This is a genomic window from Corynebacterium sp. LK14 (genome assembly GCF_008042215.1).
GTDB classification, from domain to species: Bacteria; Actinomycetota; Actinomycetes; order Mycobacteriales; family Mycobacteriaceae; genus Corynebacterium; species Corynebacterium striatum.
This window is the reverse complement of the sequence record NZ_NOVQ01000012.1, coordinates 119996-136115: the sequence shown is the minus strand read 5'-3', so window position 1 is coordinate 136115 and position 16120 is coordinate 119996. Positions and strand designations below refer to the sequence as shown.

The following is a 16120-nucleotide window of genomic DNA, read 5'->3' as shown; positions in this document are numbered from 1 at the left end:
GAAACTAGGCGACAGTTCGGCCCGCAACGAAGAGCTGCTTTGGCATTTCTCGCCTAAGAGCCCACTCGAACTGAATCGGCTTTTCACCCTTGTGGGAGACGTAATCGACGTTGCCCAAGAATGTGTAAGCGCTCGCAGTGCCCACAGTATTTTGCTTAGAAAATCGGGTTGCGATGATGACTGAGCCGCCAGTTTCCTGGTGATGGATATAGCGACGAGCTGCTTTCGAGTTCAATGTTGTCGTCGACTGCGATTCCCAGTGCATCAAATCAGGAGAAATTGGATAGTCGCGGTAGTTGGTTCTTGCACTGACGTTTTCATCCTTTTGGAAGGTGACCAGGAAAAGATCCGTATTGATGTCGTCGAAGTACTTCACGCCTTCGCGCGGAAGCGATGCGAGCCTGCTCAACGGACCTTGGTCGAGCGCGCCGATTAGCTCGCTCAGTGAATAGTCTGCATGGGTTTGTAGAACGCCATCTTGATCAGCCTGCGGAATCACACGAGATTGATCGAGGCGATACTCCATAATCTGTTCAAGCTCGTCCTTGACGGCGGGGCAGCGGCGGAGCGCTTCTAAAGCCTCGTCGAGAGACTCCGGAACTTTGGTGCCGGAATTAGCCCAGAAGGAAAGCACCAGCATCTGCGCGTATTTTTGCTCAGTCGCCGAGAGTTGCGCTTCACTCGGGCCTTCAGGACAAAGCAGGTGGAGATATGCCTGTGCACGAATGGAATCGTTAATGTGCAGCATTGAGCGAAGTCGCCCCAAAAGGAATTCTTCTTGTTGAGAAGACTCTCCATGCTTTAGTCCTGCTTCCCTCAAATAGGTAGTCCAGGTCTTGCCTTTTCGGCGGTAGATGTCCTCGATAGGAACGCCGCTGTCGTCGATGAATTCTCGCAAGTTGGTCGTCTTCAATTCAGAAACTAGAGAAAGAATCTTCTTGGAAGAATTCCGTGCAACCCGCTTGACGTTTGCGAGAACCTGTTCAGTTGTTTCGCGATCGAGTGAGATATGCGAGCCGGGCGCGGTCGTCGGGAAGCCTTGCTCAATTTCGTGGATGAGGTGTTTGCCTCGCTTCGGTGTCAACGACTTGAAGCGTTCTTCAAAATTGAATTCTTTATGCTGCTGGCCGATGAAGTCGAATACATTGCAGACTTCCTTGCCTCGGTGAAGGCGCAGGCCACGGCCAAGTTGCTGTACGAAGAGTACCGGGCTTTGGGTTGGGCGTAGAAGTAGCAGGGTATTAACGCTAGGGATATCGACGCCTTCGTTGAAGATGTCGACGGAGAAGAGGACCTTGGTCTTGCCTTCATGAAGTGAATCGATGGCAGTTTTGCGGTCAGCAGAGCTAAGCGCACTACTAACAGCTAGCGCCGGGATGCCGAATTTATTGAACTGTTCGGCCATGTACTCCGCATGGGCGATGGAAACGCAGAAGCCGAGGGCTTTCATTGTCGATAGATCAAAGATGCGCTTTTGCAGTTCGTTGATGATGAATCGAGTGCGCTTCTCGCCGGCCTTTAAATAAAGCTCATTGAGCTCACTGACGTTGTAGTCCTTCTTGTTGCGGTTCCACGTTAGGCTCGTGAGATCCGTGCCATCTGCAATTCCGTAATAGTGAAGTGGTGCAAGCAGCTGTAGCCGCAATGCATCCCACAAGCGAAGCTCGTGTGCGACGCGGTAATCGAAAAATTTCTGGATGTTTTCGCCGTCGCCGCGCTCCGGAGTTGCTGTTAGACCCAGTAGCTCCGTTGGAGTGAAGTGCGTAAGAATTTGTTTGTACGTGCGTGCCTCAGCGTGGTGGAACTCGTCGATGACGACAACCTCGAAGTGGTCTTCTGCGAGCGCATCCAGGCGCGCTGTATTTAGGGATTGAACGCTGGCGAAGACATGGTTCCATTCACCGGGGACTTGGCCATCTACAAGCAGTTCGCCGAAGCCGGAGTCTTGCAGAACCTCTCGGTATGTGCGAAGCGCCTGGACGAGAATTTCTTTGCGGTGTGCGACGAACAATAGCTTTGGTCGGCGTCCCTGGTCTTCGGCAATGCCTCGGTAATCAAGCGCAGCTACAACTGTCTTGCCTGTGCCGGTAGCTGCAACCAGGAGATTACGGTGGCGGTCTTTTACATCGCGTTCGGAGCGTAATGCTTCGAGCATTTCCTGTTGGTAAGGATATGGCTCGACTCGCAAGCCAGATAGCTCCACGTTCTGAAGCTTCTCGTCGTGGACTCCTTTGGCGGCTCTAAGTGCCGTCTTGAGACGGAAGAAGTCAGCGTCAGGATTGAAGTTCTGGAAGTGGTTATCGTGCCAGTAGCTGTCGAAGGTCTTGATGAACTTGGAAATAACCTCTGGGGTGCTGGCGGTTGAACCGCGGACGTTCCATTCCCAGCCGTCGACAAGCGCGGAACGCGAAAGGTTTGAGCTACCGATAAACGCGGTGTCGAAGCCAGAGTCGCGACGGAAAAGCCATGCCTTGGCGTGCAGACGCGTGGTTTGGTGTTCGTAGCAAACGCGAACTTCAGCACCGTAGTGTTCGACGAGACGCTTTACTGCAGCCGCGTCGGTCGCTCCGCAATAGGTCGACGTAATAACGCGCAACGGGATGTTGTTGTCACGCAAGTAGGACAGTTGTTCGTCGAGAACAGCAATGCCAGAGCTTTTGACGAAAGCGCAGAGTAGGTCAACGGAATCGGCAGTCTTGATTTCGCGGGCGATTTCGCTAGATAGGTTCGCGTCTCCTAGAGAGTTCGTAAATAGTGCGCTTTTGTTGAGCGATACCTCAGGAAGCTGAGGGGGCTCGGATAAAGAGTTGTTGTAGACGGCATAGAGAAGCTCTTCGCTCGAAACCTCCTCGCCTTTGCCCAATAGCTGGGAGAGACCGTTGATGAATGCGATTCGATCTTGCTGGTTGTTTAACTCAGAAAGGCGGGCCTCAATGACAGAGGAAACGTGATGAGCGAAGGCAGAAGCAAAGCGACCTTGCGCCTGCGGATCTGAGCTGCTTGCGATTCCAAAAGCGGAAGTCGGATTAATGGCTTGTGTCTGCTGAATTCGCTCGGAAATGCGTGAGGTCACCGGCGTTTCATAAATGCCGAAGGGGAGCGCGGAATCTTTATTCATGGGAAAGCTAGGAATCGGTGGGAGATTTAAGAGGAGAGCTGCTCTACCGCAGGCACGTCCGCCGGAGCCCACTCGAGTTCGAGGGCGTCAGCGATGTTGACCCAGCGGGTGGCGTCGTGGTCGGTGAGGCTGAGGGCGTCGGCTGGCAGGGAGGCGGTGGTGGTGCAATAGAAGGTGGTGAGCTCGATGGTGGCGAAATCGTACTCGTGCACGGTGGTAGTGACCTTCTCGCCGATGGTGGCTTCGATACCGAGTTCTTCCTTAAGTTCGCGCGCGAGTGCATGCTCTGGGGCTTCGCCGGGTTCGATCTTGCCGCCAGGAAATTCCCACATGCCAGCAAGGGAAGTGCCGGGCTTCTTGCGGAAGGCTAAAAGCTGTGTGCGTTCTTCATCGACGAAGACGGCGCCCACGACGCGGATAGGATTAGACATGACTCTATTGTGCCTTGGATCAAGAAAACGTCTAGACACTGAGCTGTTACTTAGATAACATGTCCCCAATGTTCGCGTAAGGCTGTCACGCGGGCTTGATTTTTGTATGCAAGCTTGAGGGGACGGTTTTACTGTGACTTCTACCGAATCGGTTTATTCCTCCCACCAGAGTCATGACGGGGAAATCCCGCAGCCTGGGGGACGGTGGAAACTCTTTTTATATAGCGCGATTGGCGCGTTCGTATTCTTCCTGCCGGTGACATATCAGGAAAAGCGCTCCATCCCTTTGGACCACATGGTCACGATGATGCGTGAGGGGATTCCAGCGGCGGTGCCGTGGACTATCTTTGCCTTGGCCGTGTACGGAACGGTGCGAAGTTTTACTTCCGGCGCATTTAAAGAAAGCGCACTTCAGGCAGTCTTTGCGGTGCTCAATATTGTCGGTGCGGTGATCTCGTTTCTTATGGTCATCGATGCGCTGCCGTGGGTGCTCGGTGACGAGGACTTGGTGCCGTTCCTGTGGAACTCCATTGCCATTCCGGTAGGCCTCATCGTGCCTATTGGTGGTGCGTTCCTAGCGTTTCTCATTGGCTTTGGCCTGCTGGAGTTCGTCGGCGTGCTCATGCAGCCCATCATGCGGCCGTTGTGGAAGACGCCGGGGCGCTCTGCCATTGATGCAGTGGCCTCGTTCGTGGGCTCATATTCACTGGGAATTTTGGTCACGGACCGCGTCTACCAAAAGGGCGGATACACCGGACGTGAGGCAGCGATTATTGCCACCGGCTTTTCGACGGTCTCTGCGGCCTTCATGGTCATCGTGGCCAAGCAGCTCGACTTGATGAAGGTATGGGGCACATACTTCATTGTCACGCTCATCGTGACCTTTGTGGTTACTGCCATTACCGTGCGGATTCCGCCGCTGCGCACCATTCCGGACGAGTATTTTGCGGATGCGCACCCGGATCCGGAAAAGCCGGTAGAAGGCTCGCGCATCAAAAACGCGTGGCGCGAGGCGATGCTGGCGCTGCAACGCGCACCGTCGTTGTGGGAGTCCATCTGGGAGAACCTACGCGATGGTGTGCGCATGGCGGCGGCCATTGTGCCGTCCATTATGTCGGTGGGTCTTATTGGCCTGCTGCTGGCGCGCTTTACGCCCATCTTCGAGTGGATTGGCTACCTGTTCTACCCATTTGCGTGGGTAGTGCGGCTGCCGGAGCCGGTACTGGCGGGCAAGGGCGCGGCCATGGGAATTGCGGAGATGTTCCTGCCCGCCACCGCAGTGGCAGGCAGCGACAGCATGGTCCTCAAGTTCGTCATCGGCGTGGTGGCAGTCTCTGCCATTATTTTCTTCTCCGCATTGGTGCCGTGCATCCTGGCAACCAAGATTCCGGTGAAGCTGACTCACTTGGTCATCATTTGGTTTGAGCGTGTAGCGCTGACCATTCTCATCGCCACCCCGATTGCCCACCTGCTTTTTTGATAAGTTGAGCCCAAGACAGGTAAGAGGATCTATATCGCTGGAGGGAAATGATGCTTATAGCCACTATCGCAGCTGAGGTAGCCTTTTGGCTTTGCTTAGTGGCTGGCTGCCTCTTGCGCTACGTGTTTAATCTGCGCAAACTTGGCTTGATACTTATGGCCGCGACCCCAATTATCGACCTGCTGCTCTTAGTATTTTTCTACGTGAGTCTGAGTCAAGGCGGTAGGGCCGAGTTCATGCACGGCTTCGCGGCCTTTTATATTGCATTCTCAGTTGTCTTCGGCAAAGACATTATTGGATTCGTAGACCAGAAAGTTTCTGGCGCCAGCACTCGCAAAGGGCCCAAAGACGACCGGCGCAGTTTCACACAATGTGTCACCGCGAGCGTTGGCGCAGCGCTTTTGCTTCTCATAGGCATTGTGGTGACTGGCTTAGCGGGTAGCTTCTGGCTTGTCTACTGGCTCATCGCTGTTGCCTTTACTCCCGCTATGTGGTGGGGAGTCCAACGTTGGATGAGTAAGAAAGCTACCTGATAAACTGCACGGCCCGGGTAAACCCCAACGCCGTTGGCGTTTAGCTAGTGAGGTGGGCCGTCACGATGTCATCGATAAGCCGCGCCGCTGCTTTGGCGGTGCGGTTATCTATGTCAAAGGTGGGATTGAGCTCGACGACGTCCACCAGAGCCAGCTTGCCCGTCCGCGCAATTGCTACGGCCATGGCGCGGATACGCTCATAGCTCACGCCCAGAGATGCCGGGGCGGATACGCCCGGCGCGGTAGAAGCCGGCAGGACATCGAGGTCGATGGACAAGTGAACCTTGTCCTTGCCCTCGGTGGCGCGGGCTGCAAGTTCGCCGCACTCGGCCGGGGTGAGGTTGGTTAGCTCTTCATCCAAAGTGATGGCCACGCCGAGAGATTCGGCTTCATCAAAAAGCACCTTGGTGTTATTGGGGCGGGAGATGCCCAGCACGGTGTAATCAAAGTCATCGCTAAGCTCCGAAATCTGCTTGAACGGGGTGCCGGAGGTGGCCTGGTCCGCGCGGCGGAGATCGAAGTGGGCGTCGAGATTGATGATCTTGGTGGCGCCTACCGCGCGATACAGGCCGCGGTGGGAGCCGAAGGCGGTTTCGTGCCCGCCGCCCAGGATGATGGGGAGGGTGCCGGCCGCGACGAGTTCTTGCACCTTATCGGAAAGGGCGTCGTGGGCACCCTCGAGGTCATCGGCCTGGGTGGTGATCGTGCCGGCGTCGGCAAGCGCATGCTCATGGTGCACCGCCAAGGAGCCAAGCGCGGAGCGCAGCGCAGCCGGGCCTGCGGCTGCACCCTGGCGCCCACCATTACGCAGCACACCCTCATCGGAAGCAAAGCCCAAGAGAGTCACTGGAGCTGGGGAAGTAGCCGACTGGTTGATAACGCTATGCCAGCGCGCGTGCTCTGGGCCCGGGCCATCGGAACGGCCGGACCATTCGGGGGCGGGGGTGAAAAGTTCAGCTGTTTCAGTGTTCATGGTTTTCGATGTTAGGTAAAACCGCGGAATGTGACAGGAAACTCTGCCTACAATCACTAAGCGTGAGTACCAACAGAGTCCCCGCGGCGCGTCACGCGATGGAGATCCTCAGGCTTTTGTCCACCATCGACGTCCCTATATCTGCCGCCCGCATTCAAGGAGAGCTTAACCTGCCGCGCTCATCTACGTACCACCTGCTGGCGGAGATGGTTGATGCTGGTTTTGTAGTCCATTTGCCGGAGCATAAGACGTATGGCTTGGGGCTGGCCGCGTATTCCATGGCTTCGGCCTATGTGACGCAGCAGCCCTTGGTGCGTATGGCCACTCGGGACTTGGAACAGTGTGCGGCGCTGGTGGGTGGATCGGGGCACCTCTCACGTATGGCCGGCTCAGAAATTTTGTATTTGCAGGAGGTGCGTGCGGCGGGTGCTACCTCCTTGGTGACTGAGGTGGGGGTGCGCCTGCAGGCACATAAGACGGCGTCGGGGCGCGTGATGCTGGCGCATCTGCCTGATGCGGAGGTGCGTGCCGCCTTTGATACTGCGGGAGGTAGCGGCTTTAACGCGTTGAAAGAACACTTGCGTTTGGTAGCTGCACGCGGGTGGGACCAGGAGATTGAAGAAATTAGCCGCGGTCAGGCCTCTGTGGCGGTGCCTATCTTGGATCACTTGGAGCGTCCGGCGGCAGCGGTGGCGGTGACGTATCCGGTAGGGACGCCGGATGTGAAGGTAGACGCCCTTATTCGAGCTTTGTTGGAGGTATCAGACAAGGTGGCGGCCAAAATGTACCGCAATCGCAAAAAGTGAGGTAGCATACATTCATCGCGTTAGGCTGTCGCGTGACACATCGAAATTATTGATCCCTTTTTTAAAGGAGTTTTTGCCATGCCTAACGCCTACCCAACCACCGTGACCGTAAATGTCGGCGCGCTGAGCATCGAGGACGTCGTTGCTGTTGCCCGCTATGGGGCGAAGGTCGAGATTGCGCCTGAGGCGCTCGAAGAGGTGGCCGCCACCCGGGAGCGCATTGAAGAACTCGCGCAGGATCCGACTCCCGTCTACGGGATTTCCACCGGTTTCGGCGCTTTGGCCCGCCGCCATATCCCGGAAGAGATGCGCGCCCAGCTGCAGCTTTCGCTGGTGCGCTCGCACGCTGCGGGCACCGGCCCGGAAGTAGAAGAAGAAGTCATCCGAGCACTGATGCTGCTGCGCCTGTCCACCCTGTGCACCGGCCGCACCGGCGTGCGCCCCGTAGTGGTGGAAACGTATGCCAAGGCCCTCAATGCCGGCATTGTGCCGGTGGTGCGCGAGTATGGCTCGCTGGGCTGCTCCGGCGATTTGGCGCCGCTTGCTCACTGTGCACTGGCCTTGTTGGGAGAGGGCGAGGTACGCGTGAATGGCGAGCTGCAGGATGCGGGCGAAGCCTTGGCCGCAGCCGGCATTGAGCCGCTGCAGTTACGCGAGAAAGAAGGCCTAGCTCTTATCAACGGCACCGATGGCATGCTTGGCCAGCTCTGCTTGGCCATTACTGACCTGCGCGCGGCCGCAAAGACCGCCGATATTGCCACCGCTATGACAGTGGAGGGCCTGCTCGGCACCCTGGTGGTCTTTGCCGATGACCTCCAGCAGCTGCGCCCGCACCCAGGACAGGCCGATGCCGCCGCGAATATCCTCCAGGTGGCCGAGGGATCTGAGATCCTGGAATCGGCCCTCGAGGAGTTCAAGAAGAATCAGGTACAAGACGCCTACTCTGTGCGCTGCGCCCCGCAGGTCGCCGGCGGTTTCCGCGATACCTTGAGCCACACTGCACAGGTGGCCGAACGCGAGCTTGCCGCCGCTGTGGATAACCCGGTGGTGGCCAAAGATGGCCGCGTGGTCTCCAACGGCAACTTCCACGGCGCGCCGGTGGCCTATGCGCTTGACTTCCTGGCAATTGTCACCGCGGACTTGGCCTCCATTTCTGAGCGCCGCACCGACCGGTTCCTGGACCCGGCGCGCAACCGCGGGCTGAACGCCTTTCTTGCCGACGACCCCGGTGTTGACTCCGGGCACATGATCGCCCAGTACGCCCAGGCCGGCATTGTGAGCGAATTGAAGCGCCTGGCCAACCCATCTTCGGCCGATTCCATTCCATCATCTGCCATGCAGGAAGACCACGTGTCCATGGGTTGGTCCGCAGCGCGCAAGCTGCGCAAGGCCGTTGACGGCTTGCAGCGCGTGCTTGCCATAGAAATCCTCACCGCCGCCCGCGCCATCGACATGCGCGAGGGCACCCCGGCTAAGGGAACCGGCGCGGTGATTGCCAAGCTGCGCGAGACCATCAAGGGCCCAGGTGTAGACCGCTATTTGTCCCCGGAAATCGAAGAGACGGTGCGCCTGGTCAAGGAGGGCGCGCTTGTCGAAGCCGTCGAGAATGCTACTGGAAAGCTGCGTGATTAATATGTCGACCATCTCTTGGCGCCCACAATCTGAGCCCAACCCCTTGCCGTTTTCCCCTTTTAAAGCCAGCACGGTACCGCGCCCCATTGGCTGGCTCTCTAGCGTGGACGGTGAAGGCCGCGAAAACATCGCGCCCTATAGCCAGTGGCAAAACCTCACCTTCGATCCACCCATGGTGATGTTTTCGGCCAACCAGTACCCGGACGGTCGCCGCGCGGACATGGTAGACCACGCCGAGTGAGTCTCATATGCGAGACAGTCTGAGGTTTTGTGGCCTGTCGCATAGCTGTGGATCACAGTAGGTTGTGACCTGTGACGCCAAACAAGCCCTCGGGGACAGCCCCGGGATACCGGCCTAGGGGGCTTGGGAGGGCGTCGAAAGCACAAGCGAAAGGAATCCTCACCATGTCTCAACCACGTGAAGTACGCTCGCCGCGCGGAACTGAACTATCCGCCAAGTCCTGGCAGACCGAAGCCCCGCTGCGCATGCTCATGAATAACCTTGACCCAGAGGTTGCCGAGCGTCCCGAGGACCTCGTGGTCTACGGTGGCACCGGCCGTGCCGCACGTAGCTGGGAAGCCTTCGATGCCATCGTAGAGTCCCTTAAGGATCTCGAGTCCGACGAAACCCTGCTCGTGCAGTCCGGCAAGCCGGTAGGCATCTGGAAGACCAACGAGTGGGCACCGCGCGTTCTCATCGCCAACTCCAACCTCGTGGGCGACTGGGCTAACTGGGAGCACTTCCGCAAGCTCGAGGACGAGGGCCTCATGATGTACGGCCAGATGACGGCCGGCTCCTGGATCTACATCGCTACCCAGGGCATCCTGCAGGGCACCTATGAGACCTTCGCAGCTGTCGCTCGCAAGCGCTTCGGCGGCACCCTCGCCGGCACCTTCACCCTTACCGGCGGATGCGGCGGCATGGGCGGCGCACAGCCGCTGTCCGTCACCCTCAACGGCGGCGCTTGCCTCATCGTGGACGTGGACGAGACCCGCCTCAAGCGCCGTCAGTCCAAGCGTTACCTCGACGAGGTTGTCACCGACCTGGACGAGGCTCTCAAACTCGTGCTTGCCGCGAAGGCGGACAAGCGGCCGCTGTCTGTTGGTCTCGTGGGCAATGCCGCAGAAGTATTCCCTGAGGTTCTGCGCCGCCAGCGTGCTGGCGAGTTCACCGTAGATGTGGTCACCGACCAGACCTCTGCGCACGATCCGCTGTCCTACCTGCCAACCGAAATCACCGTGGAAGACTGGCACAACGAGGCCAAGGCTGACCCGACCACCTTCACCAAGAAGGCACGCGAGTCCATGGCAGCGCAGGTCCAGGCCATGGTGGAGTTCCAGGACGAAGGCGCTGAGGTCTTCGACTACGGCAACTCCATCCGCGACGAGGCTCGTCACGCTGGCTACCAGCGCGCCTTCGAGTTCCCAGGTTTCGTTCCGGCCTACATCCGCCCGCTGTTCTGCGAGGGCCTTGGCCCGTTCCGCTGGGCAGCGCTGTCCGGCGACCCAGAGGACATCAAGGTCACCGACCAAGCTCTCAAGGAGCTCTTCCCGGACAACGAGCATTTGCACAACTGGCTCGACGCCGCTGAGGAGTACGTCGAGTTCGAAGGACTGCCGGCACGTATCTGCTGGCTGGGCTACAACGAGCGCCACAAGGCTGGCTTGCTCTTCAACGAGCTGGTCCGCGACGGCAAGATCTCCGCACCAATCGTCATCGGCCGCGATCACCTAGACTCCGGTTCCGTGGCCTCCCCATACCGCGAGACCGAGTCCATGCTCGACGGCACCGATGCCGTAGCTGACTGGCCGCTGCTCAACGCCATGACTGCCGTTTCCTCCGGCGCTACCTGGGTCTCGCTCCACCACGGTGGCGGCGTGGGCATGGGCCGTTCCATCCACGCGGGCCAGGTCTCCGTGGCCGACGGCACCGAGCTGGCCGCCGCCAAGCTGCGCGCGGTGCTCACCAACGACCCGGGCATGGGCGTTATCCGCCACGTGGATGCAGGCTACACTCGCGCCAAAGAAGTAGCCGACGAGCGCGGCGTACGCATCCCAATGGAGTTCAAGGCGCGCGACTAGGAGCGAAAATGACGATGAGCACCCTGTTTACTGGAATCTCTGAACTGCGCACGGTTAGTGATGCGGGCACGCTTAACGACGCCGCCCTTGTGGTCACCGACGGCACCATCTCCTGGGTGGGCCCGGCGGACAAGGCACCTGCGGCTGACGACGCCGTCGACCTCGGCGGCCGTGCCGTCCTGCCGGGCTGGGTGGACTCGCACACCCACATGATTTTCGACGGAGATCGCTCCGCCGAATTCGAAGCTCGTATGGGTGGAGGTACCTACCAAGCAGGGGGCATTGCTGTCACCATGGATGCCACGCGTTCGGCAGGTGAGGAGCGCCTCGAAGCCCTCCTCATCGACCGCATCGCGGCTGCTCACAAGGGCGGCACCACGACGCTGGAGACCAAGACCGGCTACGGCCTTAACACCGAGTCCGAGATTCTCGCCGCACAGGTGGCCTCCCGCCACGTCGACGACGTTACCTTCCTTGGTGCACACCTCGTCCCGCCAGGAGCTCAGGCCGAGTCATACCTCGACGAGGTGGTTGGCCCCATGCTCGACGGCGTCGCCCCGTATGTGCAGTGGATTGACGTCTTTTGCGAGCGCGGCGCCTTCGACGAGGCGCAGTCTCGCCGCGTCCTGGCCGCCGGCATCGAGCGCGGCCTTGGCGTCCGCGTGCACGGCAATCAGCTAGGGGAAGGCCCCGGCGTGGCGCTCGCGGTCGAAATGGGCGCAGCGTCCGTCGACCACGTCAATTACCTCAGCGACGCGGACGTCGAGGCGCTTGCTTCCTCGAACACCGTGGCCACCATGCTGCCTGCCTGCGACCTGTCTACCCGTGAGCCCCTCGCACCGGGCCGGCGTCTGCTCGATGCCGGTGCAACCGTGGCCATCGCCTCGAACCTCAACCCGGGCACCTCGTACACTTCGTCGATGAATTTCTGCGTTACCACCGCAGTCTTGCAGCAGCACCTTTCTTTGGATGAGGCGATCCGTGCCGCAACCTATGGCGGCGCGCAAGCCTTGCGTCGCCACGACGTCGGCGGTGGCGTCGACGCCCAAGGCCGCCCAGCCAAGGGCACCATCGTCGAAGGCGCGGCAGGCGATCTCCACGTCCTCGACGCACCCAGCGCCATCCACCTGGCATACCGCCCAGGCATGCCGATGACGTGGCGAACCTACGTGGCAGGAAAACGCGCCTTTTAGAGATAGGCCGCGATGGTCTTGGCCATTTCCTCCTGCCCCAGCGGGGTAGGGTGCATCGGAAACGCACCAGTTTCGGTGCCCGCGAGATCAACCCAGCGTTGATCCGCGGGCGCGCAGCCGGTGTGTTTCTCTATCTCAGGCGGCATCACGTACTGCGCACCGGCGCGCAGCGCAGCCTTTTCCACCTCGACGTTGATTTGTGAAATTTTCAGCGTGAACCACAGCCGGTCCACGTCACTGACCTTGGCGATTTCAGGGCACGTTGCCCCGGTGTCGGCGTCGGCAAGCAACGGCATATATCCCGTGGCATACACCTTGGCCCGTGGCGCGCGCCGCTCCAACTCCCGGTAGACGCCGTCCAACTTCGCGGGCAGCGCGGCCAGCGCGGCGTCGATTTCCGCCCCGTGTAGCTCCGCGCAGTTGAGGCCACTGGTGTTCATGGCGCAGCTGGTCAGAACGCCGAATCCCGCGTCGTTGCCGCCAATCGACAACGTCACCACATCCGTCGTCGAATCCACCGCATCGATTTGTGGCGGCAAATCCGCCCGCGGACCCAGCACATGATCGGTCAATGCACCCTGGCACGTCAGGTCATTGAGCTGCATCCCGGTGAGCTCTTGCAGCTTGGTGGGGTAGTTGTCCGTGGCGCGCTCGCACCACCGTGGCCCCGAGTGCGGGCCTTGGCGCGTTCCCATCGACGCATAAGAATCACCGAGTGCTACATAGCTGAGTTGTTGCGCCGGCGCGTCCTGCGGGGCGGGGGAATTCTCCGGCGCAGAAGCACACCCGCTGCCAGCTAAGACAAGAGCAAGCAGGGGTCCAATAGTTCGCGCGCGGTGTGTCATGCGGGCGATTGTACTGTTCCCTCATGATTCAAGCCCTCGTGGGCCTCCAAGACGTCGGAAACGACGGCGCCCTGGCAGGTGACGTCGGTAAGCTGCGCGTATAAATCGCCTGCCACAGCGGGGTTGTGTGACCGTTCGGTGCCTCGCTGGTCTATGTGTTTGTGCACACCTTTCGAATGGGTTTAGCTCGTTCAATAGCTAATGCGCAATGTTTAACGTACTGTGGGACGAGCAATGAGCATTACCGATAACGCCACCGGCGGCGTAAACGAGCCGGAAGAATTCAATAAGTCGGAATCTCAGGAAATCTCGCAAGGTGACGTTGAAACCACCGGGGCTGCGAATAACCCTGAGGACACCGGCGCTGAAGATACTTCAGCCAACGACAATTCCCAGGGGTTTGCAACTCTCGGCCTGCCAGAAGAAGTTCAGCAGGCGGTTGCGAAGGTCGGCTTTACCCAGCCATCCCCAATTCAGGAACAGACCATCCCGATCTTGATGGAAGGCCGCGACGTCGTGGGCCTCGCCCAGACGGGTACCGGTAAGACCGCAGCTTTCGCGCTGCCGGTTCTATCCCAGGTTGACCCAGAAGTCCGCCACCCACAGGCGCTCGTCCTCGCGCCCACGCGTGAGCTTGCCCTGCAGGTCGCAGACTCCTTCCAGTCCTTTGCTGACCACCTAGGCCGCATCGAGGTGCTGCCCATCTACGGTGGCCAGGCATACGGCATTCAGCTTTCTGGTCTGCGCCGTGGCGCACAGATCATCGTCGGCACCCCGGGCCGCGTCATCGACCACCTGGAGAAGGGCTCCCTGGACATTTCCCAGCTGCGCTTCTTGGTCCTCGATGAGGCCGACGAGATGCTGAACATGGGCTTCCAGGAAGACGTTGAGCGCATTCTGGAAGATACTCCTGAGGAGAAGCAGGTCGCGCTGTTCTCGGCAACCATGCCGAACTCGATTCGCCGCCTGTCCAAGCAGTACCTCAACGATCCTGCTGAGGTTACTGTTAAATCCGAGCGTCGTACGAACGACAACATCACCCAGCGTTACCTTTTGACCCCGCACCGTCAGAAGATGGATGCGTTCACCCGCATTCTCGAGGTCATCGAGTATGACGCAATCATCGTCTTCTGCCGTACGAAGCACGAGACCGAAGAGGTTGCAGATTCGCTTCGCGACGCTGGCTACAACGCTGCTGCCATCAACGGCGATATCGCCCAGCAGCAGCGTGAGCGCACCGTTGACCAGCTCAAGGATGGCCGCTTGGACATCCTCGTGGCTACCGACGTTGCAGCACGTGGTCTCGACGTTGACCGCATTACCCACGTGGTTAACTACGACATCCCGAACGACACCGAATCTTATGTTCACCGCATTGGCCGTACCGGCCGTGCAGGACGTACTGGTGAGGCAATCCTGTTCGTGACCCCGCGTGAGCGCCGCATGCTGCGCTCCATTGAGCGCGTGACCAACGCTCGCCTTGAGGAAATGGACCTGCCTTCTGCTGACGCAGTCAACGAGAAGCGCAAGGAAAAGTTCTTGGCCAAGATCGGCGAGTCCTTAGGCGATAAGCAGTTCGAGTTCTTCCGCGATATGGTTCGCGAGTACTCCGCTGCCAACAACGTTGCGATGGACGATATTGCTGCGGCACTCGCAGTGCAGCTGCAGGGCGGCAAGGACTTCCTGCTCAAGGAACAGCCAGCGCCGAAGCGCGACCGCCGTGACCGTGACCGCTTTGATCGTGGGGATCGCCGCGACCGTGGTGACCGCGGTGGACGTGGCGGCTTCCGTGACCGCGACCGTGGCCCGCGCCGTCCGGATGGCGACTTTGAGACCTACCGCTTGGACGTGGGCAAGCGCCAGAACGTGCGCCCGGGTGCCATCGTTGGTGCGCTGGCAAACGAGGGCGGCCTGTCCTCCAAGGACTTCGGCCGCATCACCATTGCGGTGGGCCACACCCTGGTTGACCTGCCGAAGAACCTCGACCCGGCCGTGCTGGACCGTCTGAAGGACACCCGCATTTCTGGTCAGTTGATCAACATCGCAAAGGACACTGGCCGCCCGCCGCGCCGTGACTTCGATGACCGCGGTGACCGTGGCGGACGTCGTGACGACCGCCGTGGTGGCTACCGCGACCGCAATGACCGCGGCGGCCGTGGTCGCGGTGGTTACCGTGACCGTGACGACCGTGGCCGTGGTGGTTACCGCGACCGCGACGACCGTGGCGGACATGGACGCCGTGATGACCGCCGTGGCGGTTGGCGCGACTAGTAACGTGAGCTGACGAAGGCGCTGCCTTCCCCGAAACAGGGGAGGTGGCGCCTTTTTGCTGCGCATAATCGGAGCTTTGTAGCGGGCTCTTTTCTAAAACAACAACCTTGGAAACCCAGAGCCTGAGGTCGCGGATCGTGGCCGTGGTTGGTGCTCGGATGGCGAGCTGGGGTTCTGGGTATCCAGGTCTGGGTTTCCTAGGGAGGGGAGGGCACCTGGGCCAGGCACGGACTTACCGGAAAACGCGAAAAGCCGCGAGTCCGAAGACCGCGGCTTGAGTGCTTGGGTGTCTTAGATGAACATCAGGATTGCGCAGATCATCCAGAGCAAGTTGAAGATGCCGGAGAAAGCAGACAGCTGCTTTTTCGTGCCCTCCACGTCAACAGCGCCAGCGCCCTCGAGTGCGGCGACGGCCTTCTTCTGCTTCGGGATGATTAGGAAGAAGAGCAGGCACCATGCGATGACGGCGAGCAGGATTGCAATGTGGAACTGAATATCGGACTTATATGCAGCCAGGTCAGTCAGGAACACCGCGATACCCAGCACCGGCACAATAGCGGAAATGTAGCCGTAAGTGTTGGTGATGTTGTGCAGAACGCGTGTCGCACCACTACCAGCCTGATCGCCCTTTGCCGCGTTTAACAGTTGGCCGGGGAATGCAGAGGTAGCAACGCACACCGGACCGATGAGCAAGACTGCAGCGAGAACGTGAAGAATGATCAGAAAACTAGACATGGATGCCTTTCACAAAGTCAT

13 protein-coding genes are annotated in these 16120 nt (G+C 59.4%); 8 read left to right on the top strand and 5 right to left on the bottom strand.

What is annotated here, in order from left to right; translation table 11 throughout:
- Nucleotides 1-4: 4 nt before the first annotated feature.
- Nucleotides 5-3118 carry a DUF3427 domain-containing protein gene (locus CHU71_RS08080; protein WP_147760743.1) on the bottom strand — a complete coding sequence of 1038 codons (3114 nt, stop codon included), beginning with the start codon at nt 3116-3118 and terminating at the stop codon, nt 5-7.
- A gap of 26 nt (nt 3119-3144) precedes the next feature.
- A complete protein-coding gene (locus CHU71_RS08075) occupies nt 3145-3549 on the bottom strand; it encodes a (deoxy)nucleoside triphosphate pyrophosphohydrolase (protein ID WP_147760742.1) in 405 nt (134 codons plus the stop codon).
- Between the two features lie 133 nt (nt 3550-3682).
- Here CHU71_RS08075 and CHU71_RS08070 point away from each other — a divergent pair, with 133 nt between their 5' ends.
- A complete protein-coding gene (locus CHU71_RS08070) occupies nt 3683-5029 on the top strand; it encodes a YjiH family protein (RefSeq protein ID WP_147760741.1) in 1347 nt (448 codons plus the stop codon).
- 98 nt (nt 5030-5127) lie between these two features.
- Nucleotides 5128-5562, top strand: coding sequence for a hypothetical protein (locus tag CHU71_RS08065; RefSeq protein ID WP_239238765.1), 435 nt, complete (start codon nt 5128-5130; stop codon nt 5560-5562).
- A 40-nt stretch (nt 5563-5602) separates the two neighbouring features.
- On the opposite strand, the gene hutG is transcribed toward CHU71_RS08065, so the two are convergent.
- The gene (gene hutG, locus CHU71_RS08060) at nt 5603-6535 is read right to left on the bottom strand and encodes a formimidoylglutamase (RefSeq protein ID WP_062039024.1); all 933 of its coding nucleotides are present in this window, start codon (nt 6533-6535) and stop codon (nt 5603-5605) included.
- A 98-nt stretch (nt 6536-6633) separates the two neighbouring features.
- Here hutG and CHU71_RS08055 point away from each other — a divergent pair, with 98 nt between their 5' ends.
- The 5 genes from CHU71_RS08055 to hutI all read left to right on the top strand — a co-directional run bounded on the left by CHU71_RS08055 (nt 6634) and on the right by hutI (nt 12248).
- On the top strand, nt 6634-7341 hold the full coding sequence (locus tag CHU71_RS08055) for an IclR family transcriptional regulator (protein WP_147760801.1): 708 nt from the start codon (nt 6634-6636) through the stop codon (nt 7339-7341).
- Between the two features lie 78 nt (nt 7342-7419).
- Entirely contained in the window at nt 7420-8973 is a 1554-nt protein-coding gene (hutH, locus tag CHU71_RS08050) for a histidine ammonia-lyase (RefSeq protein ID WP_147760740.1), read from the top strand.
- A gap of 1 nt (nt 8974) precedes the next feature.
- Nucleotides 8975-9214 (top strand): hypothetical protein, encoded by a 240-nt coding sequence (locus CHU71_RS08045; RefSeq protein ID WP_222709850.1) that lies wholly within the window; start codon nt 8975-8977, stop codon nt 9212-9214.
- Nucleotides 9215-9378: 164 nt separating this feature from the next.
- Complete coding sequence (gene hutU, locus CHU71_RS08040) at nt 9379-11055, top strand: urocanate hydratase (protein WP_147760739.1); 1677 nt, start codon at nt 9379-9381, stop codon at nt 11053-11055.
- 14 nt (nt 11056-11069) lie between these two features.
- Nucleotides 11070-12248: an imidazolonepropionase gene (gene hutI / locus CHU71_RS08035; protein ID WP_147760800.1), complete on the top strand. Its 1179-nt coding sequence runs from the start codon at nt 11070-11072 to the stop codon at nt 12246-12248.
- On the opposite strand, the gene CHU71_RS08030 is transcribed toward hutI, so the two are convergent.
- A complete protein-coding gene (locus CHU71_RS08030) occupies nt 12245-13093 on the bottom strand; it encodes an SGNH/GDSL hydrolase family protein (protein WP_147760738.1) in 849 nt (282 codons plus the stop codon). The genes hutI and CHU71_RS08030 overlap by 4 nt on opposite strands.
- 234 nt (nt 13094-13327) lie before the next feature.
- Here CHU71_RS08030 and CHU71_RS08025 point away from each other — a divergent pair, with 234 nt between their 5' ends.
- Nucleotides 13328-15364, top strand: a complete 2037-nt coding sequence (locus tag CHU71_RS08025) for a DEAD/DEAH box helicase (RefSeq protein ID WP_005531973.1) — start codon at nt 13328-13330, stop codon at nt 15362-15364.
- 291 nt (nt 15365-15655) lie between these two features.
- Here CHU71_RS08025 and CHU71_RS08020 read toward each other — a convergent pair whose 3' ends face one another.
- On the bottom strand, nt 15656-16099 hold the full coding sequence (locus CHU71_RS08020; RefSeq protein ID WP_147760737.1) for a DUF2269 domain-containing protein: 444 nt from the start codon (nt 16097-16099) through the stop codon (nt 15656-15658).
- Nucleotides 16100-16120 lie beyond the last annotated feature (21 nt).